The organism is Pedococcus dokdonensis (assembly GCF_900104525.1).
In the GTDB taxonomy this organism is placed as follows: Bacteria; Actinomycetota; Actinomycetes; order Actinomycetales; family Dermatophilaceae; genus Pedococcus; species Pedococcus dokdonensis.
Window position 1 is genome coordinate 3,312,107 of record NZ_LT629711.1, and the last position, 25,673, is coordinate 3,337,779.

19 protein-coding genes and 1 pseudogene are annotated in these 25,673 nt (G+C 67.2%); 10 read left to right on the top strand and 10 right to left on the bottom strand.

Features of this window, described 5'->3' with window-relative positions; translation table 11 throughout:
• Nucleotide 1 precedes the first annotated feature (1 nt).
• Complete coding sequence (locus tag BLQ34_RS15610; protein ID WP_231961312.1) at nt 2-1,489, top strand: type IV secretory system conjugative DNA transfer family protein; 1,488 nt, start codon at nt 2-4, stop codon at nt 1,487-1,489.
• A 23-nt stretch (nt 1,490-1,512) separates the two neighbouring features.
• Nucleotides 1,513-2,160, top strand: a complete 648-nt coding sequence (locus BLQ34_RS15615; RefSeq protein WP_231961313.1) for a hypothetical protein — start codon at nt 1,513-1,515, stop codon at nt 2,158-2,160.
• A gap of 178 nt (nt 2,161-2,338) precedes the next feature.
• On the opposite strand, the gene BLQ34_RS15620 is transcribed toward BLQ34_RS15615, so the two are convergent.
• Nucleotides 2,339-2,674, bottom strand: coding sequence for a histone-like nucleoid-structuring protein Lsr2 (locus BLQ34_RS15620; RefSeq protein WP_091787533.1), 336 nt, complete (start codon nt 2,672-2,674; stop codon nt 2,339-2,341).
• Between the two features lie 272 nt (nt 2,675-2,946).
• Nucleotides 2,947-3,717: a hypothetical protein gene (locus BLQ34_RS15625; protein ID WP_091787536.1), complete on the bottom strand. Its 771-nt coding sequence runs from the start codon at nt 3,715-3,717 to the stop codon at nt 2,947-2,949.
• 544 nt (nt 3,718-4,261) lie between these two features.
• Here BLQ34_RS15625 and BLQ34_RS18905 point away from each other — a divergent pair.
• Nucleotides 4,262-5,392, top strand: a complete 1,131-nt coding sequence (locus BLQ34_RS18905) for a DUF5677 domain-containing protein (protein WP_157693095.1) — start codon at nt 4,262-4,264, stop codon at nt 5,390-5,392.
• Nucleotides 5,393-6,446: 1,054 nt separating this feature from the next.
• Nucleotides 6,447-6,947, top strand: coding sequence for a hypothetical protein (locus tag BLQ34_RS15630; RefSeq protein WP_157693096.1), 501 nt, complete (start codon nt 6,447-6,449; stop codon nt 6,945-6,947).
• 1,303 nt (nt 6,948-8,250) lie between these two features.
• Here the strand turns inward: BLQ34_RS15630 and BLQ34_RS15635 are convergent.
• Nucleotides 8,251-9,063 (bottom strand): FRG domain-containing protein, encoded by an 813-nt coding sequence (locus tag BLQ34_RS15635; RefSeq protein WP_091787542.1) that lies wholly within the window; start codon nt 9,061-9,063, stop codon nt 8,251-8,253.
• Between the two features lie 350 nt (nt 9,064-9,413).
• Here BLQ34_RS15635 and BLQ34_RS15640 point away from each other — a divergent pair, with 350 nt between their 5' ends.
• Together BLQ34_RS15640 and BLQ34_RS15645 are read left to right on the top strand one after the other, a co-directional pair.
• Entirely contained in the window at nt 9,414-10,121 is a 708-nt protein-coding gene (locus BLQ34_RS15640; protein ID WP_157693097.1) for a hypothetical protein, read from the top strand.
• Nucleotides 10,118-10,801, top strand: a complete 684-nt coding sequence (locus BLQ34_RS15645) for a hypothetical protein (protein ID WP_091787548.1) — start codon at nt 10,118-10,120, stop codon at nt 10,799-10,801. Before BLQ34_RS15640 ends, BLQ34_RS15645 begins: the two co-directional genes overlap by 4 nt.
• Before the next feature lie 391 nt (nt 10,802-11,192).
• Here the strand turns inward: BLQ34_RS15645 and BLQ34_RS15655 are convergent, their stop codons facing one another.
• From BLQ34_RS15655 to mobF, 4 genes and pseudogenes are all read right to left on the bottom strand, one after another.
• Entirely contained in the window at nt 11,193-12,392 is a 1,200-nt protein-coding gene (locus tag BLQ34_RS15655) for a hypothetical protein (protein WP_091787554.1), read from the bottom strand.
• The gene (locus tag BLQ34_RS15660; protein ID WP_157693098.1) at nt 12,389-12,868 is read right to left on the bottom strand and encodes a DUF4365 domain-containing protein; all 480 of its coding nucleotides are present in this window, start codon (nt 12,866-12,868) and stop codon (nt 12,389-12,391) included. The genes BLQ34_RS15655 and BLQ34_RS15660 overlap by 4 nt, the downstream gene beginning before the upstream one ends.
• A 480-nt stretch (nt 12,869-13,348) precedes the next feature.
• Nucleotides 13,349-17,407, bottom strand: a complete 4,059-nt coding sequence (locus tag BLQ34_RS15665; protein ID WP_197674719.1) for an AAA family ATPase — start codon at nt 17,405-17,407, stop codon at nt 13,349-13,351.
• A 583-nt stretch (nt 17,408-17,990) separates the two neighbouring features.
• Nucleotides 17,991-19,280, bottom strand: a pseudogene (gene mobF, locus BLQ34_RS19380) (MobF family relaxase); the annotation flags it as partial.
• A 143-nt stretch (nt 19,281-19,423) separates the two neighbouring features.
• On the opposite strand from mobF, the gene BLQ34_RS15670 reads away from it, so the two are divergent.
• Both BLQ34_RS15670 and BLQ34_RS15675 read left to right on the top strand, forming a co-directional pair.
• Entirely contained in the window at nt 19,424-19,783 is a 360-nt protein-coding gene (locus BLQ34_RS15670; protein WP_091787559.1) for a hypothetical protein, read from the top strand.
• 9 nt (nt 19,784-19,792) lie between these two features.
• Complete coding sequence (locus BLQ34_RS15675) at nt 19,793-20,293, top strand: hypothetical protein (protein ID WP_091787562.1); 501 nt, start codon at nt 19,793-19,795, stop codon at nt 20,291-20,293.
• Between the two features lie 186 nt (nt 20,294-20,479).
• Here BLQ34_RS15675 and BLQ34_RS15680 read toward each other — a convergent pair whose 3' ends face one another.
• Nucleotides 20,480-22,072, bottom strand: coding sequence for a ParB/RepB/Spo0J family partition protein (locus BLQ34_RS15680; protein WP_091787565.1), 1,593 nt, complete (start codon nt 22,070-22,072; stop codon nt 20,480-20,482).
• Between the two features lie 269 nt (nt 22,073-22,341).
• On the opposite strand from BLQ34_RS15680, the gene BLQ34_RS15685 reads away from it, so the two are divergent.
• Nucleotides 22,342-22,779, top strand: coding sequence for a hypothetical protein (locus tag BLQ34_RS15685; RefSeq protein WP_091787568.1), 438 nt, complete (start codon nt 22,342-22,344; stop codon nt 22,777-22,779).
• Between the two features lie 224 nt (nt 22,780-23,003).
• Here BLQ34_RS15685 and BLQ34_RS15690 read toward each other — a convergent pair whose 3' ends face one another.
• On the bottom strand, nt 23,004-23,957 hold the full coding sequence (locus BLQ34_RS15690; protein ID WP_091787571.1) for a helix-turn-helix domain-containing protein: 954 nt from the start codon (nt 23,955-23,957) through the stop codon (nt 23,004-23,006).
• Nucleotides 23,958-24,188: 231 nt separating this feature from the next.
• On the opposite strand from BLQ34_RS15690, the gene BLQ34_RS15695 reads away from it, so the two are divergent.
• A complete protein-coding gene (locus BLQ34_RS15695) occupies nt 24,189-24,572 on the top strand; it encodes a hypothetical protein (protein ID WP_056919595.1) in 384 nt (127 codons plus the stop codon).
• Between the two features lie 83 nt (nt 24,573-24,655).
• Here the strand turns inward: BLQ34_RS15695 and BLQ34_RS15700 are convergent, their stop codons facing one another.
• A complete protein-coding gene (locus tag BLQ34_RS15700) occupies nt 24,656-25,513 on the bottom strand; it encodes a hypothetical protein (protein WP_157693099.1) in 858 nt (285 codons plus the stop codon).
• Nucleotides 25,514-25,673: the final 160 nt, after the last annotated feature.

Consider the following 25,673-nt stretch of genomic DNA (forward strand, 5'->3'; position numbering starts at 1 on the left):
AGTGGCACTGAAAGGCGGCCGCCGGCGGGCGCCCTTCCGGCCCGAACAGGTTGGGTGGCGACTGGGCAACGGGCAGCAGCCGCGGGGCGGGCAGCTGTGGGTGCCGTGGGACCGCACCGCCGGGGTGATCGGACCCCAGGGCAGCGGCAAGACCCTGGACCTGCTCATCCCCGCTCTGCTGCGCGCTCCCGGAGCCGCCTTGGTGACGCTCACCAAGGTCGACGACCTTCTGCTGAGCTTCACGTCGAGGCAGGCGCCGCGGGCGGGGGAGGACGAGCAGCGCCCGTGCGTGGTGCTCGACCCGTTCGGACTGGCGATCGGTCTGCCGGAGCTGGTGTGGGACCCGATCGACGGCTGCGTCGACCCGATGGTCGCCGAGCGGCGCGCCAAGGCCTTCACCGCGGGCACCGTGAAGGGCGCCGTCGCCGGCGGGCACGGCGACGACGCTGCCCGGTTCTACGCGGCCGAGGCGGCCAAGGTCATCCAGGCGTACTTTCACGCCGCGGCCCTCACCGGGCGTGACCTGGAGGACGTGCTCCGCTGGGTGGCCAACCCCCTCAGTGCCACCGACCCCACCGAGATCCTGCGCGAACACCCCCATGCTGCCCCGTTCTGGCACGGACTGCTCCACGGGGCGCTGCACGGCGATGACCGGACCGCCGGTAACACGGTCACCACGGTGCAGCAGGCGCTGAGCCTGTTCTTCCAAGAACCGATCCGGCGACGCTGCGTCCCCGGCCCTGGGCGCACCGCCACGGACATCGCCGATGTGATCCGCCGTGGCGGCACCATCTACCTGCTCGGCCGGGAGGACCCGTACGCGAGCGCGTCGCCGCTGATGACCGCCGTGGCGGAGCACGTCCTGGACACCGCGCTGGTCGAGGCACAGACGTCGCGGTGGGGTCGATTGTGCCCGCCCATGCTGGCCTGCCTGGACGAGCTGCCCTCCACGGCGCCGCTGCCCACGCTGCGCACCCGGATGGCCAACGAGCGCGCCCTGGGCATCTCCTTCATCTGGGCAGCGCAGACCCGGCCGCAGCTGTCCGCGATCTTCGGGGACCAGGAGGCTCGAACGCTGCTAGGCCTGACGAACAACCTGATCCTCTTCGGCGGCTCCAAGGACGTCGCGTTCAACCAGGAGATCTCCGACCTGCTGGGTCCGGTGCGGATCTCGCGGACCAGCTGGCAGACCGGCCAGATGGGCGGCCGCACCACCACCGCCGAAGACATCCCCATCCTCACCGCCGCCGAGGTCCGGCAACTCAAGGAACGCCACGCCCTGGTCGTGTCAGAGAACGGCAAACCAATGATCGCCCGGCTCACCCGATGCATCGACGGACGAGCCGGGCGCACCCTGCTGGCGCAGCAGGAGCAGGCGAGGACCCTCCTCGGGCGGAGCCGGCACGCCGCCACCGTGTCGGTCGACGTCCGCCGCACCGCCGCACTCGTCGAGGCCCGCCGACGAGGCCTAACCAACCACAGCAGCTGAGCACGGAGATAAGCATGAAGCCAATGAGCAGCCCGGACCCGACATCCGGCCCGATGGTGGCCACGTTCCCGCACCCGGGACGCCAGCTCGAGCAGGCATACCGCGAACTCGACCTCGCACTCAACGGGACCGACGAGCAGCGCAAAGCGTTGGGCAGCCTCAGAACGCTGCCACGGCCCTGGGACCCAGACAGCCTCACCCGTCCGCAGCTGCGCCGCGAGCTGTGGGACTGGCTCGAGGCCTTCACGATCTGGCTCAACAGCGAGTACGTATGGGACGTCGCCGGTGTCGTCCCATATTGCTGGCCGCAACACCCGCACCTGGTGCGTGAACTAGCCGTGCTGGCCGACCAACGTCGACGAGCCGCGCTGGCCCTCGGCAGCGACGCCCTCGAGGAGTGGCACCGCTACGCCCTCCTGGCCTTCATCGATCGAATGCGTCAGAGGGTCAAGGATCACTGCGAGGACGGACACCAGCAGTTGCCAGCCAAAGGCCGCCACTCGCGTCACCTGGGGGAGCCGGCCACGACCCAACGCGTGCACGCATTCGACCGGGACGTCGCCGCTCACCAAAGCCGGCCTGCGGCGAGCGAGGACAGCGCCGGCCCACGGCTTCGGGTCGTCGACGGCCAGACCATCGACACCGGCACTGGCGAGATCGTCGACTATTAGCAGCAACCTGCTCGGGCTGTGGAAATGGAGAGGACCGCTGCGGCCCTTCCCACACCGGATTCGCAGCTGGCCATCAGATGGGAAACGTCCGGGTCACTCAGAGATCGGTGGGCGGATTATGGCGGCGTTATGCCGATGCTCTGCCCCGCCCCGCCCATCAGCCTCTATGCCTCACGGGCTACTGAGCCGTGTCGTACGCCTTCAGAACATCCGCACTGATCCGGCCACGGTCGCTCACCTGATGACCATTGTTCTTCGCCCAATCCCGCACCGCCGCAAGATCAGTACGTGACTTTGCTCGAGAGGACGAGCGAACTGCCTTGCCACGACGGCTGCCGCGGCCCTGCTCAGTCGCCTTAGCGATGTAGGGCTTAAGCACCTTCTCCAGGGCGGCGCGGTTCTTCGCACTGAGGTCGATCACCCAGCTCCTGCCATCAAGGCTGAACGAGACCTCTTTCGCGTTGGTCGAACCGTCGAGGTCATCGGTGATGGTTACCGTCGTCTGCTTGGCCATGAAGAGAATGATTGCGCCTATAGCCTGAGATTGCTAATCAACCACGATGACTGCTGCCTTGTCCGGCGTTTCGTATTGGCTTCGAGACGTCACCAACGCGTCCGCTCCAAGTAGGACCAATTACCGCGATCCGTGCCCACGATGCCATCTCACTCGTCGAAGACCCTCTTCGCCCGGACCGAGCCGTAAGGCGGCGGTATGACGCAGGTTCATGAAGCCCCATGGCCGGGCTGTGGGCGCTGGGGCAACGGCCACTGCGGTGAACTCGCGAATCAGACCCGGCATGTTGGGGGCTCTCGACGCATGTGGAAGAGCCGCATTGCCTCCTGTAGCACCAAGCACCCGATGTGGTAGCTCATAGCCAGTCGATCCATGTTCCCCGTAATCCTGACATGGACCATGTCGGGCGACCGCAGTGAATCGTGATGCTCGAGATCTGAGAGTGCGAAGGTCGACCACCGGCGCCCGTGGACCATTCCAGACGACGCGCGCCAGACGAGTAGTGCCGCAAGCCCGTGCCGCTCATCCAGTTCCCGCAGAACCCCCGTTGCCGAGGGATGTCGCTTGGCGGCACCTTCCTCGATCCCGGCCTTCGCAGCCACCGCCTTGAGATGCGTGAGCCTGCGCTCTTTGTACTGGACCCCAGCGGTCGAGCCCTCCAGGGCAGTCCCACCGTCGCATGCGTCCTTCCAGAAGATCCTGAGCGACCGGGTGCAACGCTCCTGCCGGCTTGCCGGAGCAAGCAACCACCACGCAGTCGCGGATGTCTCGATGCCAGCGCGGATCATGGCGTACTCCGCAAACGTATGGATCGCGCCAGCGTCCACAATCATGCTTTTGACGCCATGGAGGTTGTCCATCGCCGAATGGATGAGCCCCTCGAACTGCGATGAGATCGGATCGAACCCTTTGGTGACCGAGTCGTCCTTGGCAAGGGAACTGTTGGGATGGATTGGCCAGCGGCCGGGATCCGGGTCTGGCTCGAACAGATCACTGATTATTTGAAAGTCTCGCTGAAGAATCTGATTGGTCACCTCTGACATCGGCAACGAATCCTCTGGCATGTTGGCGATAGTAGGTCGGCCCCCCGACAACAGCTGGCGACTTCGGCGAACGGGCCCGTAGCGCCGCCCGACACGGTCCAGGCCCACTTGAGCGAGACTCGCTTTGGACCGCACGGGCTGACCAGGTCCCGCACCATGCTCGCGCCACGCAAGTTGTCCGCCTCGCGGCGGTATGACTCACCCAGAACGGCACTCAGCTCGTGGCCCCACAGGACGTCCCAACCACTGGGTCAAGCGCCTCAGCGAGTTGGCCATGGCGAGCGATCCACAGCACGTAGTCAGACGAACGCTGTGAGCCCAGATGAACGCAAGGGACCACGTGAACCTCAATGGGGTAAACCTGAGCAGCCTCCTGCGGCCGGGGGCCACCGAGCCAAGCAAGATGAATTAACCGCGCCCTCGTGTGGCCCACTCGCGCGCCGTCTGCCTCGGTTGGATGGTTTGCGCAAGAATCGCTGATATGTCTGGGTCAACGTTCGGTGAACCGCTTCCCGAAGATCGCCCACTTCTCCACCACGAGGACATGTCCGAGAAGATCGCCAAGGGCGTTCCTCTCCTGCCGGCGACCATGCAACTGGTCAACTTCGAACAGTTGGCCTTGGTATCTCAGGTAGTCGGTGACTCGACCACCCACGAGTCGGTCCGTCTACTGTTCAACCTCGCCGTTAATGACTTCCGAGATCTGCTTGATGACATCGAGACGGGCTCGGGTCGGTCTGCAATGCGAGCAGCACGTTCCGTGATCGAACACGCCATCAACTTGCGCACGGTGACCTCGAGTTTGGCCGAGGCCTCACGGTATGCGGAGCATCTGGACTTGGGACCAGCAATGATGGTTGACCTAGAGCCTGGAGCCGATCGCTTGAATGCGGCAGCGCGTCGCAAGTACACGCGTGCGCTCAGGAAGGCAGGGGTCGCCTCTAAGCGTCGCTTCAACGCAGCCGTCGCCGAACACGGTCACTGGTTCTCGCGCAACTGGACAAAACGCACCTTGAAGGATCGCGCGACCGTCGCGGGACTTGAACATCTATACACCTACTACAAGCTCGGTTCCCTGGTAAGCCACGGCAGCGCGGCGGGCTCCCTTGGCACCGTGTTCGATAGCCCAAACGGCTTCCGCATTTTCCGCACGGGGCTGTCCCTGGAATTGGCTCCAGTGGCCATGTGGGCTGGAATCGCGGGCTACCGGGAAGTGCTGTCCGCGCTGCAGGCGGTCCGGCCGGACCTAGAAGTCGACGCTTACAGCGATGGACTTGATGCCCTGGACGGTCTTTGGGCCGAGTACTTCACCGCTTTGGCCAAAATCGATCGAGCCTTGTGGCCGACTGCACCAGTCGAGGCTCCGAGTGCAGTCCTGGCCTTCACCCAGAGCAAGGTACGTCGCTGGTACCTCCATCTTCCGATGACTGGTGCTCTGATCCGAGCCAAGACGCCAGACCTACCAGCGTGGATGGAGGATCGAATCGATCAACTGGTTGACCGCATCGTCACCGAACAACCTGATCTATTCCGGCCCGACCAGCGGTGGGTGACTGCGCGAGTCGCAAATGTCACTGTCACGCCTGAAGCACATGCGGAAGCCATTCCGGACACCGCCCTTTTTCAGAGCTCCCCCTCTGGCTTCGTAATCCGCGATCTGCCTAGTCTCGATTAGGACTGGACGTTGCCCTACTTTCGCCCGACAGTGCGAGCGTGGTTCTGACTGAGGCGGTTCAACGGGTGCAGTTGGGCATCGCACACCGACCTGGCGGGATCTCTCGCGCGCACACTCCTTGGGCGGCGTGGAGACATAGCCGTGGTGCGGGGAAGTGGCCGAGCTGACGCGGCGGTGTGACGCGCGTATCGCGCCCCGCCTATCGAGTTGGCGCGCCGCTGGGCTTTCCCCTCGCCGCGCTAGAAGCCTTCGCGATCGGCGTCTGTCCAGTCGGGAGAACGGCCGTGGTCGAGGCACCACTGCGCCCAGGTGAGGCGGCTTGTGGTCGCGGATGCGGGAGGCCGGGCCCAGTATGTGATTTCTTGGGGAGCCCACGCACCAGTCGCGGGACCGTAGGTTTGGAGTAACTCCCCGCGGTCAGCAAGGCGACCAAGTGCTATCGCAAATCGAACGCCTGAGGCAGTGACCTTATGCGGGCCCAACATCCGATGCCCGCGGTCGCGGACGTGAGCGGCGAATAAGTCGGGGTATCGCTGGCGGAATCTGTACTCGACGATGCCGTACTCCTCCCAAGGCCCTCCGACTTCGACACATGCAGAGAGTGGATCGAGCAGCTCGTCAGTAACGCCGGCGTCTGCCTCGTCGCTGAGCGCTACCGCGTCCAGTGTCTCGACCCAAAGGTGTGGACCAGCGTCCTCGTGGTTACGAGCGCACGTAAACCGTACGAGGCGATCGGGAAGACGCTCGTAGGTGACGTCGTCGGCGCTGAAGCAAAGAGGGCAAGTCCGGATCACGCCCCCAACTCATCACACTCGCGGTGGTCTTGTCTGCCCGAGCGCGGAAGTCGCCCGCGTTGCCGTATCCAGGAGCTCACCGCCGGGCCGGAGTCCACGTATGCCGCTATGCGGCTGCTTGGCGGCGACAAGACGCCGTGCATGTTTGCCGCTACTCGAGCGTTGCTTCCGGCAAGTGGGCACCCGAAAGCGGTAGACGTCCGGTGCCAAAGCCAGTGCCGGCGGGGTCTTTGTCTGACCCGGCCGTCAGGATGGGGTGCATGACCGAGACGTACTGGGCGCTGGTCGGCGCCCTCGCTGGCGCCCTGGTTACTGGGGGCATGTCCATCGTGGGATTGCTGCTCACCCATCGGCATGCCGAGCGGCTCGAGGTCCGTGCCAAACGAGATGCTGAGAATGCCTACCTCAAGGAACAACGACGCCTGGCGTACGGGCAGTTCATCACAGCCGTTCTAGACGCAGAGACGCGCATTGATCAACCTAACGAGAACGGAGATCCGGTTCCGCTGTCGACTGCAGATGCTTATGAACTGCAAAAGATGGTAGTTCAAGCCCAAGGCGTGATGCTCATATTTGGCAACGGGTCCGCGCTGCGCGCATCGAGCCGTTCAATGGGCGAGATCATTGGAGCGCTGCGCGGTGTCCAGACTCAGAGCGGTCGTCATGATGGCCTCAGCCAACTCGTGGCCACGGCACGGAGGGAGTTCGCAGTCGACGTGGGCGAGGATTCCTCGAATGTCCCCTCGCGGGCCCGTCGGTGACTCCGGCTTTTGCGAGACCAGCCGCGAGTGGCCGCTGTCCGCCTCGCGGCGCAATGACGCGACCCTCAGTGGATCGGACGCTGTGCGTGCCGTTGCGCTCCTGGAAGCAAACGGCCGTGTCGATCTACGCGCTGTAGGTGGCGATCGAAATACTCAATGTCTTCGTTTTCGCTGATTTCCGGTACTCCGCTCACGTAGGGCGCACCCTCCCAGACAACTCCAAACGTAAAAGAGAGTCCGGTCCGGCGAAGGCCCACCAATTGGGGCGCCCCTCCCGTATTTGGGTCGGATGCGTCGGCTATCGAGTCGCAGAAGCCCGAGAAAACGGCTCGACTAGTTCGGTCGCGGCCGTCTCCTTGAGCGACCGGGATCCAGCGGGCCAAGCTCCTGTGTACGGCTCGCTCCCCGCTCCCCAAAATGGCTAGGTACGAACTCTGGCTGGTGGGGACATTGAGCACTTGGTGGTCGACCACCTTGCTTCCAGCCGCGATCCGAACGATCTGCACACCAAACGTGGTCGTCTTGATAGCTGGCCCGCCGCATCGCACGGCGTGCAGGAGAACGGTCTCAACCGGAACAGGCGCGTGGAGGCTCCAGCCCGCTTCTACTGCTTCTCGAAACTGTTCTTGCGCAGTCGCGATGTCATTGGCCGACGTCATGCGCTCCAAGGTCTCGCTCACTGATCCAAGAGTGGATGCAGGGCCGAGTACATGGCCGCAGTAGGCGAAAATCTGTGCCGATCGCGCCGCAGCAAACGTCTTTCGCGTTCCGTCGCTGAGCACATGTCGGCCTTGAGTGACGCGACTGTCTGCGGCGATGTATATGGAGGCGGGGCCTCGAGAGTCCACCCCGCACCAAGCGATGATGCTCGTCATCTAGCACCCCGATCCACCGAAACGTGTGGCGGGCACTCAAGAGCGCCCGCCACACTAAAACCGGAGACACGGAAGACAGAACGCTGGTTGACCGAGCGTTCACCGTGGGCGCCTCGCCGCCCCCATGTGGTGGAGGCTCCCGGAGTTGCAAGTTGAGCATAGGTCAAAGCCAGGTAGATTTCCGCGGAATCTCGCCGAAGCATGCCTCGACGATTCGCCATGCCGCCTTCGCAGGCACTCTCTGGTCACGTTGTCCGAGGCGACTTGCAACGAATTGACCCGCGCGGAGTTGTCCATGACGAGGCCGTGAACTCGCGGTTCACTGCGACGGAAGCGAACTCGCGGCGGTATGACGAGCGCACCGCAGCGGCGGAAACGTCTCGGCCGAGGTGCCGCACCTTCACCCAGCTAGGCATGGGCGTGCCCTGTCAAGCCTTAGTCCCAGCGATCGAACCGGGCGGAAACTCGGTCTTGAAATCAGAAGCCAGATGCTCAAGGTCTGGGAAGAGATCCCCGCGACTGTAGCCGAGGGTCCGGAGGTCTTCGGCGAAACGACGAACGAGCTCAGCTGGGATCCGGAGTTGCCAGAGAAACTCGTCGGAACTGGTCAGCAAACGGAGATCGTGGGCCGATGGCGAATGCACCGTGAAACAGCCCTGCTGGACGAACATGCGCAGATCACTCTCGGTTGCCATCGCCGCGATGACCGTTGCTGCCCGACGCCCCGACGACTGTCGGTTGTTCCCGGCGAAAGCCGGCTTAACCAAGCCTTCGCACATCATCGATCTGAGAGCGGGCGTGACCAGGGTCCCAGCATGAAAATGATTCAGGGCATGCGGGTTGAGCATCCATATGGCCGCGTCGCGCGGTGGCAGCGAGTCGGCTACAAGAGACTCCTCGACCGCGAAGTAGGCAGCGATAAGGGGAGATCGACTCCAGTCAAGGAGGCGCGTCGGTAGTCCGTAGTGCTGCATCAGGCTCAGCCAACCGGCGTGGTCATCGTAAGCGGGCGCAGCTGCATAGCGTATGGCGGCGCGCGTTCGGAAACGGTGTGTGAAGTTGCGCTCGTCCATGGTCGTGTATCGCCCCGCTGGAGTGCGCCGCCAAAGGGTGGGTGAGACGCCCCAGGCGGCGTCGCGCTGTCCGCGAAACCAGACCGGAGACGGAGGGTGATTGCTTATCCTTCGAGAGATCTCCAGAAGGAGGTCGTCGATCGATCCGATGGTGGCGGGATGCGGCATCTTGGCACGCTACCTGCGTCGCGTCTTCTGCGCTCCAACTTCTGCTGAGCGGATCGAAGCTTCCGCGCGGGACCGGCTCAGACTGCCTCCGGGGCCTCGTGGCGGCATCTAAGCGCGGCGCAGGTAAGCGTTAGGGCGCAAAGTAGAGACAGCGAAAGCGGCGGAATGACGCACGGAGAGCCTTGCCGTTGACGCCGCGGCGACGCAGAACCTTCCGGTGATTCCTAGTCCAAGCCGGAGGTCGGAAATCGGTGCAGTCGCGCCAGACGCTTCGAGCACGCTGCCGGGGCCCGACGGAGCAAGATTCGAAGCACGCACGCCGCTGCCGGTGATGAGTAAGACTGTCCTCCATGGCTGCCGGAACGCAACAACCATCCGCCTGCAGACGTGTACCCCTCAGCACGGCCACCAAGCGACGGCTTTGGAGCGAGTCCGGAGGGTACTGCCAGTCTCCAGCCTGCAGTGACTTCCTGTTTGCCGACGATGCCGACGTCGACTTCGCCCAGATGGCTCACATTGTCGGAGCAAGCACAGAAGGACCTCGGGGAAAGTCGAGCCTCACAAAGGTTCAGCGCGCACACCACAGCAACGTGACGGTGCTGTGCCCCAAGTGCCACATCCTGGTCGACAGCACACCCCAGAACTACCCAATCGAGCTCCTCCATTCGTGGAAGGCTCGCCACCAGGACCTGTTGGCCCAGGCGTTCGGCACCCCGCAGTTCGCAGATCGAGGAGCCGCGAGACGCTACATCGAACCCCTGTTGGCGCAGAACGGGGCCATCTTTGTCACGTACGGCCCGGTCGAAGGAAACATGTCCGATGAGCGCGCAGCGCTCTGGCGTAAACACGCGCGGCAGACCATTGTTCCGAACAACCAGAGGATCACGCGGGCTCTGACCCGAAATCGTGACCTGCTAACAGCGCACGAGCGTGCAACGGCCGATATCTTCGGCCTTCACGTCGCGGAGTTCGATGCCCGGCACGTACTTGGCGACTGGACCGCGGGCACCCAACGCTTTCCGGAGGGGATGAACAGCATCATGGAGGATCAGCCGTGAGCGCGCGCGACTGGGCGATCGACAAGCTGACGGAAGAGCGCGAGCACCGTCTGGATCGAACGCCATGGGCTATCACTAAAGTCGGTGACTCGGGGTTCACCGTCGAGCGTCACCGCATGCCTGATGCGCACGTGTACTGCCCAGATGGCATCACTGGCCTATTCACAGTGGCAGACCTGAAGCAGTCGCTCCGAGAATTTCCCGAGGCAAGGTTCATCGTTGTGTTTCGTCGCGGGGCCGCCAACGACGTATATCCGTTCGCCGAACAGCGCGGGGTCGCCGTTGGCAGATTGGGCGAGCTGTCCTCCGCGCTAGAGCACTCGACCGACATCAGCAAGTTTGTTGCGCGAGAACGGAGTTACGTTGCAAAGCGGCTCAACACCAACCCAGCAGTTCGGGATTGGAGTCGCGTGGGCGAGGACGCTTACCAGATCACGCGCACCCGAGTGACTCCAGAAATCCTTACGGTCGCGACCTTCGACACGTATGAGGCGACCGCGGATCAGCTCCTGTCGATCTTGGACAGGTATGACGATCTCGGACTAGACGCGATCATCGCCACCAACCCAAGCACCGGTGGCTTCGCTGAAGCAGCGGTCGATGTGGCCCGCAACGCAGGGGTAAGACTCATGCTCATGAACGAGTTCGTCGCTGAGCTTTCCCGTTCATGGAAGGGCTGATGCCCACGAGATGGTCTCACCTCAACGAATTTGTTGAGGCTGCTCAGGGGCTCGGGCTACGGGTCTGGCTCTTCGGGTCTGCTCTGACGAGCGATAAGCCACGGGATCTCGACGTTCTGGTCGTCTATGGCCGACGTTCACTTGTGGAGACATTGCGGGCAGAGCGTTGCTGGATCGACCTGCACCCACCGCTGGACATCATTGCCATGACGGAACCCGAGGAGAGGCACTATCGCTTCATTCACGAGTGCGCAGCCGTCGAGCTCACCTGACTTAGTGTCGCGCCCCGCCGACGTCACATGTGGGACGGCTCTGCCGAAGGGACGCGGTCCGACCAAAGGCGTCTTCTGTAGCTAAGAGGCGGAGCGTCGTGTCGTCATCCCGATATTTCCTAGGTGGGGCCGTCTGACCCTTCCGAGGGTAGCTCGGGTTGGTCGAAGTCACGCGATGTAGTTGTGCTCGCGGGCTGGATCTCGGGGGCGACAATAGAGACGCGATCAGGCCGATACATCCAGTAAAGGTTTCCTTCTCGGCTGAGTTCCCCCCTGACGAGCAATGGGGCTTCTTCACGATGGGCCTCGAGGGCCATTTCGTACTGCTCGGCGTTCAAGCGGACCCTCGCTTTGCCAATCGCACCACCACCGCCAGTCATCACGTCTAGGCGGATCACCCGGTCACCACCACCAACTGAACGGCTCAGGAGGGTTACTTCCCCTGTCAAGGTCGCGTCTATGGGTTCTGGGTCTCGCGATAGTGCCGTTGTGGCACGGGCAAGGACTTGTGCGGTCGGCGCCTCAAACACCACCTCCCGGCCTTGAGACTGACCCCGCGAGATAACGACCGCGGTGTCGCCCCCAGCGACGAGCTCGCTGAGTGACTTGGTCAATTCGTAGGACACGCCACTGGACACGGCCTCGACGAAGGGCTCGATCCGAGGCGCCTTCGCATAATCCGCCAAACAAACCTGCAACGCGTCTAAGGCAACTTCGTAGGTTTTAAGGATCTCGCGGCCGGAGACTCTCTCCGGGTCGACGAGTCGAGCATCAGCCGCCGTAGCTCGATTCTCCGCAGCCTGCGAGATGTAGAACGACCGGCCCAACGGACTGAGTGCCGTCACAATGAAGCTGCCAGCCGCGGGTGCTGCCATGAAACTACTGTCGATGAAGTTTTTGGCCAGGTACGCGCTCCGGCTGCCGTAGTAGGCGCGCCTCTCTACAGTCGCCTTGGCGGAGGCAACTAACTGATCCCGCGCCAGGAGATGCATCTCCTCGCCGGACAGCCAAGTGATGAGGCCAGGTGGGGCGGGCGTTTCCTTGCGCCACGTCGTCTCGGCGAGATCGGCGTCGCGCTTCATCTCCTGCTCACGGACGAAGCGGTCGAACACAACAGGATCGCTGGACCGGACCAGGCCAACAGCGCGATCAAGAAGACCTTGATAGTCACCCGCAGACTGGTCCAGAGGAACGAAGGCCTCAAGAGCCCCGTCTGGAGACTGCCAGATCTCAAAAGGTGCCCGCTCCGTTGTCATCGGCTCGCGCGACCAGGCCAAGCGGTACAACACCGCACCGAGGTCGCTCGGCTCAATGGTCACGGCTGCCCACCCTGCCCAATACGCTGCATGATCGAACACAGTGCTTCGTCGTCGAAGACATTTGCGCGTGGCGCTTTGACCGACGGTTCGACAGCTGACGAGTCGGGGAGGCCTGCCAGGTTCACCCAGTAGGAACAGTGGTGGATCCTGAGAAAGTCTTCGGAGGCTATAACCCAGTCTGCCTGGTCCTGGGGCAGGTGCATGATGACGACGATCTTTGGCATCAGCGGTGAGGCGGTTCTGTAGTACTGAAATCGGTCCTGCCTCATCTTGGCCGAGATCGAGGCAACCGAGGGGGGAGCGTGTGTGGCCTTGAGTTGAATCTCCAAGCGGGCGGTTAGATCCGGCTGCGCAGTGTGTTGTGAAGACTTGTGATTGAACTGCGCGTCCACGCCGTCATCGATATCAAAGCGAGCGACAAGACATCCAGATGCCGCGGCGATGGCGCGGAGGTAGCTTCCCTGGAACTCCTCCATGAAATTGGTATGACGGTGAGGGGACCCTCTCAGAACGGGCAACGGTGAGACAGACCCCTGCGTCATGTCGAGCACCATAACGCGCCATATCAACCGAGGCGCCCGATTTGGGGCAGGCTCGCGGTAGGGGCGCTCAGGAGTCCGAACCTCCAATGGTGTGCCAGCCACCATTGGATCCTCCCACCCGCGCCAGACAATGCTCATGGCCATCACAGATCATCGGGCGCCTCAATGAGGAGGCAACGCGGGGTCGCCCATGACGGCGGAGCGGCATGTTGTCGCGAGTTGCAGCCGCACTTGCGCCGCCGACTCTGGCTCCCGAATCAGGGCAGCCAAATAAGCGGCAGCAATGAAGGACGTTTCGAGCCGTACTCGTCGTCGTTAGCCGAATCTCCGACAGGCGAGGTGGGCGCCCATAGTGGGCGCTGTGGGGCGCAGGACAGCAGGAGCAGCCCGGCAACCGCGACTGCGCTGGCCTTGTCAACGGACCTGGGTCTGCTGCGGACGCGGAGAGGGTTTGCCGGGCGTGCGGCGCTCTTGCGCTCGCGCGGCCCTGGAAGGTTGGTCCGCGATTGGGCTCCGAGCGGCAGCCGCGATGTCGAGTGGTAGGGCGGCGACAAGTCGGTATCGCAGGTCCTGGGCGGGCAGGTTCGATAGCGGTTCGTTCTCGACGAGCCGTCGCACGGTGGCCGCCACGTTGTGGCCGTCCTGGTGGGCCAGCTGCATCATGGCGGCAAGGGCCGGCCAGTCTGCCTCGGAGGCAAGTCGAGGATCGATTTCGGATGCCAGCGCAGCCCAGCGGTCGACGGCGATCGCCGGGATAGCAGCCGTGAGCCGAGCCTTGACGTCGGAGACCTCGTCGAGTCGGGCCTGCGCCGCGGCGCGCGGGTCGCGGTTCCACGCTTGGAGGCTGGCTCCTAGGCTGGCTCGGGCTTGGGCGGGGGAGAACCGCAGTCGCGCGGCGACTGTGTCGATCAGGGCAGTCCAGTGCTCTGCAGGCCTGGCCGCGAGGACCTGCACGGCGTCGTGCAGGGCAGCCGCGCCGGTCAGGTTGGTGAGCCGCTCGTCGAGCAGCAGCTCGCCGAGTGGCCGCGCGGTGGCCAGTGCTCGCTCAAGGGCGGGAGTGCCATCCCGGTTGAGCACGTCGGCCGGGTCCAGCCCGTCGGGGAAGGTGGCGGCCCTCGGGTCCAGTCCGTGCTGGGTGAGCAGCCAGTAGTCCCGTTCGGCGGCGACCCGTCCGGGGAGGTCCGCGTCGGTTGCGACGATGAGCGGGCGGCACAGGCCAGCGATCTGGCTGGCCTGCTCATCGGTGAGAGACGTACCCAGTGGGGCGATCCCCACATGGCTCCCGCCGGTGGCGATGGTGACGGCCCACGCATCCAAAGGACCTTCGACGAGGACAAGTGTCGCGTTGGCGGGGTTCAGCTCGGGCACAAGGCCGAACACCTGCGCGCCCTTGTGGAACTGGGGGGTGTCGGCGGTGTTGAGGTACTTGGGTCCAGCCTGGTCGTCGTCCCCCAGGTCTGGGTTTCGCCGGGCCACAAACCCGAGCACCTGGCTCTCGTGCACGATCGGCATGACGGCGCGGTCGCGGAACCGGTCGATAAGCCGACCCGTGCGTGCGGGGGTGGCGACGCCGGCCTCGGTCATCTCCTCATCGGTGACACCGAGGCGGCGAAGGTGCCTGACCAGATTGGTCCACCCGGCGGGGGCGCAGCCCGGTCGCAGGCCCGGCGTGCGCGCGGGATCCTGTCCAAGTCGTTGGGCCAGATACCCCTGCGCCCAGCTGCCTTCGTACTGGTCGCAGTAGAAGTCGAGCGCCAGCTGGTTCACCTCGAGCATCCGCGCCGGAGGCACGGGCGCGAAGTCGAGCTCCGCGGCACGGGCAACCTGCAGCTCGATCTCGGCGTCGCTCGGTCGCAGCGGGCCCATGACCGATCGCTCGAGGGCCGCCAGCTGCAGCTGCGCGTCGACGGTGAGCTCCGTCTGGTCAAGCAGAGCCCGGTCCTCGAGCGCGGCGTCCAGGAGCTCCAGCGGCGTGTGTGCGGGTCCAGGGTCGGCGTCGAGCGAGGCTGGCGTCGCCTCCCACACCTCGGGTGCCATCGGGTGCGGCGCATCCGCGCCGCCCGGGTCGCTGGCCCACATGTCTGGCGGGGCCTGGTCGTCGGGGTGGGAAGGGTCGAGGTCTTCGGCCGAGGGTGGCGGGTCGGTCAGCACGGACAGACGCCAGACCATGGCCTGGGCGGGGTCGACGTCGCTGTCGGCGACGACCGCCACGTCCATCAGGTCCTTCAGGGGCCATCCGCACTGCAGGGCGTGGTCGACGGTGCTGACCAGCGCCGGCCACCAGCTGCCGGCCTGCATCTGCTTGACACGGGCCAGGCCGATCTTGGCGGTCAGGTCGGACGCCCAGTCGGAGTGGAGGGGGTGGCCGCGGTCGACCTCTTGGGCTACTGCCGGGGCCACGTGGCGGCTCAGCCGCCACCAGAGTGCGGCGGCTGCGTGGTCGTCGGGCAGCGGGGCCTGGTGCAGGGCACTGGCCAGGAGCTGTCGTGTGGGCAGGCCGGCCCGGGACATGGCGGCCAGTCGTTCGGCCAGGAGCGGGGTGAAGTCGTCGCGGGAGGCTGCCGGTGCGGTCCGGCGCAGGAGCTCGCCCCATTCCTGCAGGGCTGGGGTGCGGTCGCCGACGACGGCGGTGTTGAGCCGCTGCTGCCACCGCGCCGGGGCCTTCTGCAACAGGGGCGCACCGGTGGGTCGGCGGTCGTCCTGGTCCACATGCATGGCGGCGCGCCACACGGCGACATCGCCGAGCGTGGCCGGGCTCGGGCGGGCTGCCCCTTGCTGTGCCCATGCCGGGGTCGGCGCGGACTGGGCATCGGCCCTGACCTGGGCGGCGAGGTCGGTCACCAGTTCGGCGCGCTGGCGCAGGTAGGGGCCCCACTGCGGGTGCTGGGCCAGGCGTGGGGGGATGGCGGGGATCCATAGCAGGGGGCCGGGTCCGGCGTTGCGCAGGCCGGTGTCATCCAGGCGCCAGTCCAGCACGGCGGCGCGGTCTGCGGCGCTGTCCAGCTCGCGACCGTCGACGGCCTGGGCCAAGGTCTGTGCCGGGTCTGGCCCGGTGGCGGCGAGCAGGATGAGGTGGGCGCGCAGCGTGGGCCACGCGGCCTCGGCGGTCAGGCCAGGGGCGACCGTCTCCGCGGCCTGCTGGAGGCCCTCGAGGGTGCCGCGGTCGAGCAGGTCCTCGGCTGCGACGTACAGCGCGTCGGTGTACCTGGTGGCGGCCTGCCCGAGCTGGACGGCGGGGTCTGCGGCTTGCCGGGCCATGGTGGTTGCGGACTGGGGGGAGTCGTCTCGGGCCAGGACGCGCTCCAGCAGGTCGGTCGCGGTGGGGGGAGCGATGCTTTCGGGGCGGATGGCGCTGTGCGGGTCGCCGTCGCTGACGACCTCGAGGTACGCGTGGTTGGCGAGGCGGCCGCGGGTCAGCATCGTGTACAACTGCTGGCGGGATTCTTGCCCGGTGGCTAGACCGTGGACGGTGTCGACGGACACGCCTTGGGCGGTGTGAACGGTGGTGGCGTAGCCCAGTTCGGTCGAGGTGGACACGTAGTCGGCGGGGAGCTCGATTACCCGCCCGTTGCGGGTGTGCTGCACAGTGAGGCACCCCCGACCGGTGGCCGCGGGGTCGACGTCCAGCACGGTCCACCGGTCGCCGTTCTTGACCCAGTCCGACGCGCTGATCCGGAGCCGTCGGTCGTTGGCGCGGGTGATGACCAGGTCCCCGGCGGAGGCGTGGTTGCCGTCGGCCAATCTCACGCTTCGCGCTGCTTGGTCGGGACCACTGGCCTGTGCGAGCCGGTGTACCCGGGCCCGCTGGTTCAGGTCGCAGACCAGGTCGCGGGTGGGTGCGAGCATGATCGCGTCGAGGCCGGCGGCCCGGTCGGCCTGCCACGCGTCGAAGACGTCCTCGGTCATGGTGGTCAGGTCGCCGACGTGGACGCGGTGGTTGTCGAGGTAGAACCCGAGTGCGTCGGTTAGGCCTTCGCGCAGCGCCAGTGAGGCGGCCCCTTCGGCCGGGTCGGCGAACCGCATGAGCTCGGTGAGCCGCAGCGCGCCGTGGGTGGCGTCGAGGTCGCGCAGCACCCCACCGGCGCCGATCGCCGCGAGCTGCTGGTCATCGCCGATGAGGCGGACGCTGGCTCCTCGGGCGGTGATCCAGTCCACGGCTGCGTCCAGGGAGAGGGTGTCGGCCATGCCAGCCTCGTCAATCACCACCAGCGTGTCCGGACCGATCTGGGTGGCCCACTCGGGCAGGTCACCGTTGGCGAGGTGGTGGGTGAGCTTGGCGAGAGTGTCCGTGCGGAGGGCGCCGTTCGTGTTGATCTGGTCGCGCAGGGCCGCGGCCGCGGCGGCCGACGGGGCGAGTCCGATGAGGGTCCCGCCGCCGTTCTCCCAGGCCCGGGCCAGCGCGCGCATCGCCGTGGTCTTGCCCGCTCCGGCGGGGGCGATCGCCAGCTGCAGTCGAGCTCCGGAGGTGGCCATGCCGCGCACCAGGGCGACCTGCCCGGCGTTGAGAGTGACCCCGTTGGCTGCGGTCTCCAACAGCGCCACGTCGACGGCTTCGTTGCTGACTGTCCGGCCATCCGTGCGTGCCGCCGCGGCGACCAGGCGCTGCTCGGCGGCGAGCACCCCGGGCAGAGGTGTAGTGCTCGGCGCCGTGCACGGTGTACACGCTTTCGTCGTCGCGGCGACGCAGCTGCGCCGGCTCTGCGACCCCATCGCCATCGGGGGACAGGCGCACTGAGTGCTGGCTGAGCGACTCGTCGACCAGCAGGTCCACCACCCGGTCGACGTCACTGACCGCCAGGTCCGCGGCGCGGGCTTGGCGCAGGGCTTCGGCCCGGACGTGCCACACCTGCCACGTGCTGCGGCGGGTCTCAGTCGTGCCCACAATCCGTTCGGCGGTGTCCCTTATCCACGCTGCGTCGACCCGGGTCGGCGCCGCGGTCGGCGTCGCCGTCGCAGCCCGCACCATGGAGGCCACAGCGGCGTCGTCGCCGAGGACCTCGACGGCCTGCTGGCGCCACGACCGCCGCTGCTCGGCGAGGCTGCGCGGTTCGTGCTTGGCCTCGCGGGTCTCCAACGTCGCCTGCTGCGCCAGATGGATCGACTCCACCTCGGTGGGCGGGCGCCCGTGGGCGCTCTGGAACTGCTGGGCGAGCACGGCCCGCCGCGCCTGGATGCTGGCCCGGCGGGCCGACCAGCGCTCGTTCAGCCGAGGGTCGACCCCGACGACCTCACGCACGGCACGCTTGCGGGCATCGGGGTTTGGCCGCTCCTCGAAACGCAGGCCGAGGTCGGCGCGCAGGTACTTCTCCAGAGAGGTGTTGTACTGCTCGGAGGCCGCCACGTTGGCCTTGAACAGCACCCTGCCGTCGATGCTCAGCCACCGGCCCGCGCCTCCTGGATCGATGGTCTGCACCTTGTTCGCCACCGCGACGTGGGTGTGCAGGTCCGGGTCGCCGGCGCGGGAGTCTCGGTGCGTGAACGCGGTGGCCACAAGCCCCTGCACGTTGACCTGACGGACCCCGTTGGTGCCCAACCTGGTGAAAAGGGCGTGCTCCTCCAGGAACGACAGCGCGTCCTTCACCGCCGCCTGGTGTGCCCTTTCGACCCGCGCCGCCGTGGCGGGATCAGCGACTGCCCACAGGGCGCTGACGCTCTTGACGGGGGAGAAGGTCAGGTCGTACCCGGCGACCGCCGTGGTGTGGGGTCGGGAGTTCTTGGCGATAGTGGCGGCGATCTCCCGCGCATCGGCGGGGTCCCGACCGTGCTCCGTGCGGAAGAACTCAACCGCGACCTCGGAGCGGATCCGAGCCCTCTCCTCGACGGAGACGGCCACCTCACGGGCGGCGCTGCCGACCACGCCGCGACTGGTGTTTAGCTCGGCGATGCGCTGCGCGACCTCCAGCCGGAACGCGGACACATCGCGGGCATAGACCTTGTACGGAACGCCCAGCCGGGTGGCGGCTTGGAAGTCCTGATCTGTCAGACAGGGGCCCTGCAGCCGGTCGCGGCGCTGCTGCGCGAGCGGGTGGTGACCGGAGCCGAACAGGGCCTGCATCTGCTCGGCGGTGACCACGTCTCCGGCCGACAGCCCGTCGATGCCGACCATGCCGGAGCCGATCCACTGGCCGGGCGCTTCGCCTTTGGCGGCGTAGTAGCTGGCCAGGCCGGTGTGCCCTTTCTCGGTCGCGTCCTGGGCGGCCACTTGGCGAGTCAGGTAGTCGTACCCGCTGCCCGCGGTCAGCTTGTGGATCGACATGGTCACACCCGTCGGAAGCCCTGCGCGCCCGCGCTGATGGACAGTAGTTGTGCGTTCAAGGACCGGGAATGCATGAGGTGTGTGGGACATGGCGGTGGGCGGTTTCGGCTGGGGTACGTCGGAGGCACGGAAGGGAGTTCGGGTGTGGGCGTGGGCTGTGATGGTTGTCCACTGGCGGAGCGGTCCGTGGCGTTCGTGGGTGGCACGTTTCCGTGATCAGAGAGGACAAGGCGATGAGTCAGACCCAGGACAGGCCGGTCAGCAAGCAGAGCGCTCGACAGTTGGCCCGACGGGCTGCGCTGGGCGCACAGTCCAAGATGCGCGAGCAGCGGGTGCAGCGGGAGAAGCGGCTCAGTGCCCGTGGGATCGAGGTGATGGTGGCGTTGGGGGAGCGCGATGAGATGGTGCGGCGGTGCGAGCAGCGAGCGGGGGAGGCGCTGCACCAGATGACGGCCGTCGAGGGCCTCGGCTTGGACGAGGCGATCCAGTGGTGCGGGCAGGGCCTGAGCCGTCGGGAGGCGGCGCGGCTGTGCGCGCTGGCCCGGGACGAGGTGTCGTCGTCCCGGACGGCGAGCGACGCCTCTGCCGACTGAGGCGCGCCGGTGGGTGCTCGGCGGCTGGACGAGGAAGGGTTAGCGCTGCTCCATGCGGCGGTCGCGGATGCCGACACGGTGGCCCGGCGTGGGCGCAAGATTGTGCGGGTCGCAGGGAGCGACTGCTGGTGGTGGACCGGGGCCATCAGCGGCAAGGGTCACGGCCGGTTCTGGTTCGCGCCGGAGCGGGTGATCATCGCGCATCGTTTCGGCTTCGCCCAGGTGCACGGCGTCGAGGCATTGGCCGCAACGGAGGTCCTCGGGCACCGGTGCGACAACCCCCTGTGCCAGCGGGTGCACCCCGAGCACGTGGTCGCCTCGACCTATGTCGAGAACCGGCGCGAGTGGGCCATCCGCCGGGCGCTGACTGGCTCCCCGCTGGGTGACCCTCGGGGCGCGCGCCGTCGAGCGCGGGAACTGCGGGACCTGGCGCGGAAGGATCCGCAGCTGGTCGCCGACGACCTGCGGCGACTCACGCGGATCTTCGGCGAGCAGCTGCCCCTTTGGTGATCTCGTGGGCAGAGCCCGGAGCGCGGCTCCTGGTCGAGCGCTCCGGGCTCTGTGCCGGGGGGGTCAGGCGTTGGTGTGCGCGTCCGACGCCGCACGCTTGATGCGGCTTGGCTCATCGGTCGTCAGCAGCTGCTGGGCGCGTGCGCGGGTTGTCCCCTCGACAACCCGCGCACCGGAGTAGCCGGGTCAGGCGGCCGGGGTGGCCGCGCCGGCGTCGGTCGGAGCGTCGCTGGCGTCCTCGCTCCCCGGCGTGGGCTCAGGGTCCGGGGTGTCGATACTTGCCTCGGGGGCGTGGGTGGCAGGCGCGGCTGGGGCGGCCGGCTTGGTGCGGGCGCGCCGCGCGGGCTTGGGCTTGGTCAGACCTGCCGCCCGCTTCTCGACGTCGGACAGGTCGTAGCCGTTCGCGGTGATGAAGGTCAGGTAGTCGGCGGTGGCGGGCATGACCCGCCGCCACGACTGCCGGTCGGTGCCCGTCTCCAGGCTTGCGAGCAGTCGGCACAGGGCGATGACCTGGGCTCGACCTTCGGTGGCCTTTTCGATCAACGCGGTCCACCCGCTGCCGTAGCCGTAACCGGTGTGCTTCAGCCCGAACCACTCGGCGGCCAACTGCGATCCGCCGACGCTCGCGACGACCTCGGGGTGCTCGGTGAGGACACGGGCGAGGAAGGCCGACGACCCCTTGGGCGCGGTCTTGCGGCTGGCGAAGGCGGCCAGCCAGTCGCGCCGCACCGGCTCGGCGCTGTCCCACGCCTTGTTGGAGTCGACCACGTCGCGCCGCTCGGCACGGGCCGCCTCGCGCTGCTCGGGGCTCATGTCGGCCGCCTTGGGCTTGGACGATGCGCCCCCGTGGTTCCACAAGTCCACGTGCCCTGCGGCGCGCCACGTCGTGCACACGTAGTGGGGTTCGGCCTTCCGAAGGCGGACCTCCTTGCCCTTCTCGTCCTTCTCCCAGGCGGTGGTGACACTGAGGTAGGCCGCGTGGCCGTCGCACGTGGCGTGGGTGGCCTTGTTGTAAGCGCGGCCCCCCTCCGTGGCGGCGAGCCGGTCCAGAGTCCGGGTGCTGTGGTCGTCGTAGGCAGGCCGCTCGACGACGCGCACTCCCTTGGCCGTCAGGGTCTCGGTCATGGCGGCGATCGCGGTGGCGTCCAGCCGGGCGTCGCGCAGGCGCTGGGCCGTGTGGTCGAACCCGTGGCCGTCCTTGGCGGCGACCATCAGGTCCTTCACCGCGTCGGGGTCTGCCTCGAACTCGGCCAGCGCGACGGCCTGGTCCAGGGTCAGGAAGTCCCAGCGCTGCGCGGCCTTCTGGGCCAACTCGCTACCTGCGATAGTCAGTGCGGCGTCGACCTCGGTGCGGGGCCGTGCCGTGCGCCGTTTGATCTGCGCCGCAGTCAAGCCGAACGCTGCCAGCTGCTTGACGCCCGCGATCCGGTCGGCGGTAGTCATGGCGCTGCGGTGGTCGTTCTCGGCCATCTGGTGCACGATCCGGTCGGCGTCCTCTGGCTGCTGGACAATGACGGCCGGGATGCTGGGGCGCTTGGCCTCGACGGCGGCAAGGGCGCGCCGCTGGCCGCGCAGGATCACGAACCGGCCCTGTGCGTCGTAGTGACCGATCACCGGCTCCAGCACACCGAGTTCACGGATGCTGGACACGAAGTCGGCGGTCAGGTTGGCCTCGCTGCGCACGTTTAGGCCGACGACGGCGGTGGCGGGGTCGATCTGCACGAGGGTGATCTGCTCGGCGGCCGCGGCTGCGGCCTGCGGCGTGGCGTTGGTGTTCATCGGTGATGCTCTCCTGTCGAATAGAACGAACTGACATGGGCTATCCTCGTCGGAACCAAGGCCCGGTCGTAGAGCGTGCGGCGAGCCTGTGGACAAGGCACCGGCGACGGGTTTCGACTGTGGAGAACGGGTGCCGGCGGGTGGCCTCCCCGGCACTCCCGCCGCGTCCTGGCAGGGCCCGTGCGCTGCCGCGCCAGCCGACGAGGAGAAGGGCGCGGGTGACCGGGAATGACGAGCGGGTGGGTGTTAGGACGCGAAGGAGGAGCACCATGGCGAAGACCGTCGAGGACACGATCTCGACGGGTGCCTACTGGGACCCGGACACCTGGCACTTGGCGCGGGCGGCATACGTGGCCGACCTGGATAACGACCCGAACGGCCCGGATGCGTTCATCGGCTGGCTCCACCGGGCCATCGAGCAGCACGCCGCGCGCGGGGTCCGTGGCCGCGCACGCCTGCGAGCTGAGCACTCGCCGGCCGGGGACGGCCGGCGCGGGTTCAACAGGCACCACCCGCTTCGAGCGAGCACCAGGGCCGCGCTCGAGCAGGCGATCGTCGAGGACCGCCGGACCGGTGGCGTGGTGCTGAGCCGGTCGGGCTTCCTGCGGGAAGCCGTCGTGGTCGCAGTCGACGCCTCGAGACGCCGGGCGGGTGGCGAGCTGACGATGGTGGCCGGTCGGCTGCCCAACCACCCGGTTCGCAGCTGATGACGCTCACTCGGCGACCGAGGCCGAATGGCGGTCAGCCGGCCGAGGAGATGTCGACGCCGCCGTTGTGGACGATGACCTTCACGGGCGGGTAGTCCACGTGGCCGTCATGGCATCTCACCCAAGGGGCGCCTGTCCACTACGTCAACGATGTCCTGGCGGGCACCCCTGAGCACGGCGCTCCGCGACCGTTCAGCGGCCATCGAGTCCGGCCAGCTCCTTGCTCACGAGAGCCGGCGCGCCGAGAGCCCGACGTTTGCGCCCCGAGGCTGCGCCGTCCCGTACCCGGCGACCTTCTCAAGCCCGGTGGATCGGCGCAGACGCTGCGAACCGGTGGGGTCGACTGGCATCGATTCCTCACGCTCGGAGGAACCTGGTCGGGTGCCGGGGCGACCAGCTGAGATCTCCTGCCGATGACGAAGTCGCAACACCGTTCGGGGCGAGACCCCGATCGCCTCCGCGATCTCGCGGTCGGAATACCCTGCCGTCGAGAGCCCGCGGACCGCTGCGACCCGCTCATCCTGAGTTAGTTGCAGACCGGTATCGCACCGTGTGCCGGCGGACCCGCCGGCCACCAGTCGATCGACCACGACCGAGTCCAAGGAGGCTTCCACCGGGGCGCCGTGCTGGGGCGTCGCTCGCGGGTCGTCGATCGCCTCGTCGTCCCACGCCAGTGGTGGGGGGTAGCCGCGGGCCGCAGCTCGGTCGCGTGCAGCCCGGGACGGGCCGAGGGTCATGCTCAGGCGGTCGTAGACGTCCCGCACCTGCCGCCAGCCCTGGATGCTGATCAGGTCGCGCGATCGCGTGACGAGCTGACCGGAGGGGACACCCTCGGCCTCGAGGTCCGCCTTGCGCCACCCGAGGGCCATCAACGCCTGCACGCGGCGCACGGCGCCGACGCTGGGCACGCTCCCGGAGGCCCGGGCATACACGTCGTTCAGCGTCAACGACGCGACCCGTGCCGCGGTCTGCCGCTGTACCTGTTCATGGCGACCGTCCATGATGTGAGCGACCGCGGTGCCGCTCAGGCCGCTAGCCCGCGCGATCGCCCGGACGGGGACCTGCGCGTCCACGAGCTCTTGGAGCTTGGCTCGTGTGTCGGTTGCGGGGACGTAGCGCCGGCGGCCATGGGCCCGGTCGCGGGCGTATCCGACTTCCCAGGCCTTGGTGTAGCTCATCGATCCGTCCTGACGCGGTGGGCAGCGGGCTATCCCGGGTTCCGCAACCAAAGCCGTGGAGGCGGGTCCGGGTGGACGGCCAGGGCGGCCGGCGGGTCTGTCCACCAAGGCACTGGACGACGTCTTTGGGCAGTGACAAGGCGCCCGGGACGAACCGCTGGCTTCCCTACTCCTGTACAGGCTGACGGTGCGGGACCACTGTTCCCGGGGTGCAAGGAGAGGAAGGGCACGATGCACGCGTTGACGAGCGAAGTGGTGCTGGAGCCGATGGTCTTGGCGCGACTGCGACACCAGCGGGTGGCGATGCTGGCTTCGGCCGAGGTGCTCCGACGCACACGGCACCCCCGGGCGGCGCAGCAGCTGCTGGCCGCCGCCGAGGATCTCGCTGTAGAGATCGAATCCGTTGAGGCGGGCGGCGATCCGCGGCGGCGTGCCTGTCTGGTGTGCGGCTGTACGCAGAAGCGTGCCTGCCTCGGCGGGTGTGTCTGGGTGGGCGCTCCGACGGGGGTCGACCTGTGCAGCCGGTGCGCGGCGGTGGTGGATCCCAGGAACCCACCAGCAGGCTGTGCCAGTGACCTGAGGTCCGTTCTGGACCCGGACGAGGCGGGGCTGTGAGCAAATGCGGGCCGGCCATGGGGAAAGCAGTCCCAACCGCGACCGCTGCCACGCCGACTGCGCGACCCGCGGCTCTGACGGAGCTACGCCCGGGGGGCCACGACGGCCAGCTGGGGCCGCTGCGCGGGGCCGGTCAGCGCATGGACGCGTTCGTGTACCTCCGGTGAGCTCGAGCAGCGCAGTAAGAACCGGGACAGAGCCTCAGCGAGGCCGGCTTGGCGGACCTGCTCGTCGCCGAGCTCGCGGATCGTCGTGGCCCAGGCCCGCTCCCAGGGGCTCACGAGGTAGGACAGGGCGCCCACGAGGGTGATGATGGCGGCCACAAGCCACTTTTGCACCGCTCCGGCCTGCGCTGCGGCGATCGCCGCAACGATGAACCGGCCCGTCCACGCCCACCGCACTGGCGGCAACCACCGGAAGGCCAGCAAGAGGCCGTCGGCCAGTCCACGTAGGGCCTGCCACGGCAGCGTCCAGAACTCCAGCGCCAAATCGGAACGCACGGCGCCACTGAGGACGACGCCCGCACCATGGCCGAGGACCGCCGCCTCCTGGTCGAGGGGCAGTTGGCGGTCCCGGACCGCGGCCACCAGGCCGGCCGAGACCACGACGGTGCTGCGGCCCGCTCCGACAGCCGTGATAGGCACCGCGCCGTCCCGCACTTGGAGCCGAAGCGTGCCCATGGGGACTCCGTGCTGGCACAGCAGGGCCACGGCGGGTGCCAGCGCCGCAGCCTCGGCCGAGCTGAGGTCACGGGCACGGAACAGGACCCGGACCGCCGCTGACTCCCCGGCTCCGACCAGCAGCACCAGCATGGTGGCCAGACCGCAAACGAACACCGCTAGGCCCACCGTCGCGGGCAGCACCGCGCCCACCACGAACGCCAGCAGCATGCTGACCACGACCGCAGGCCCGTACGCGCCCACCTTCCTCATCGTCGTCATCACCACCGTCTCCTCCTCCTCGAGTCGAGATGGGCACTAGTGCGAAAACCTCGACGGCGGGCGGTGCTGACCTCCAGAGGGGCACCGGTGGCCATTAGGCCTACGAGAGCAGCGTCGTCCCCACCTACGACACCCCGGCGGCGTCATGCACAGGCTCGGA

Coding starts and splice junctions, on each gene's coding strand:
- BLQ34_RS15615 (WP_231961313.1), top strand. CDS start 1,513: ATGAGCAGCCCGGACCCGACATCCGGCCCGATGGTGGCCACGTTCCCG.
- BLQ34_RS15620 (WP_091787533.1), bottom strand. CDS start 2,674: ATGGCCAAGCAGACGACGGTAACCATCACCGATGACCTCGACGGTTCG.
- BLQ34_RS15625 (WP_091787536.1), bottom strand. CDS start 3,717: ATGTCAGAGGTGACCAATCAGATTCTTCAGCGAGACTTTCAAATAATC.
- BLQ34_RS18905 (WP_157693095.1), top strand. CDS start 4,262: ATGTCCGAGAAGATCGCCAAGGGCGTTCCTCTCCTGCCGGCGACCATG.
- BLQ34_RS15630 (WP_157693096.1), top strand. CDS start 6,447: ATGACCGAGACGTACTGGGCGCTGGTCGGCGCCCTCGCTGGCGCCCTG.
- BLQ34_RS15635 (WP_091787542.1), bottom strand. CDS start 9,063: ATGCCGCATCCCGCCACCATCGGATCGATCGACGACCTCCTTCTGGAG.
- BLQ34_RS15640 (WP_157693097.1), top strand. CDS start 9,414: ATGGCTGCCGGAACGCAACAACCATCCGCCTGCAGACGTGTACCCCTC.
- BLQ34_RS15660 (WP_157693098.1), bottom strand. CDS start 12,868: ATGGAGGAGTTCCAGGGAAGCTACCTCCGCGCCATCGCCGCGGCATCT.
- BLQ34_RS15665 (WP_197674719.1), bottom strand. CDS start 17,407: ATGGCCACCTCCGGAGCTCGACTGCAGCTGGCGATCGCCCCCGCCGGA.
- BLQ34_RS15670 (WP_091787559.1), top strand. CDS start 19,424: ATGAGTCAGACCCAGGACAGGCCGGTCAGCAAGCAGAGCGCTCGACAG.
- BLQ34_RS15680 (WP_091787565.1), bottom strand. CDS start 22,072: ATGAACACCAACGCCACGCCGCAGGCCGCAGCCGCGGCCGCCGAGCAG.
- BLQ34_RS15685 (WP_091787568.1), top strand. CDS start 22,342: ATGGCGAAGACCGTCGAGGACACGATCTCGACGGGTGCCTACTGGGAC.
- BLQ34_RS15690 (WP_091787571.1), bottom strand. CDS start 23,957: ATGAGCTACACCAAGGCCTGGGAAGTCGGATACGCCCGCGACCGGGCC.
- BLQ34_RS15695 (WP_056919595.1), top strand. CDS start 24,189: ATGCACGCGTTGACGAGCGAAGTGGTGCTGGAGCCGATGGTCTTGGCG.
- BLQ34_RS15700 (WP_157693099.1), bottom strand. CDS start 25,513: ATGACGACGATGAGGAAGGTGGGCGCGTACGGGCCTGCGGTCGTGGTC.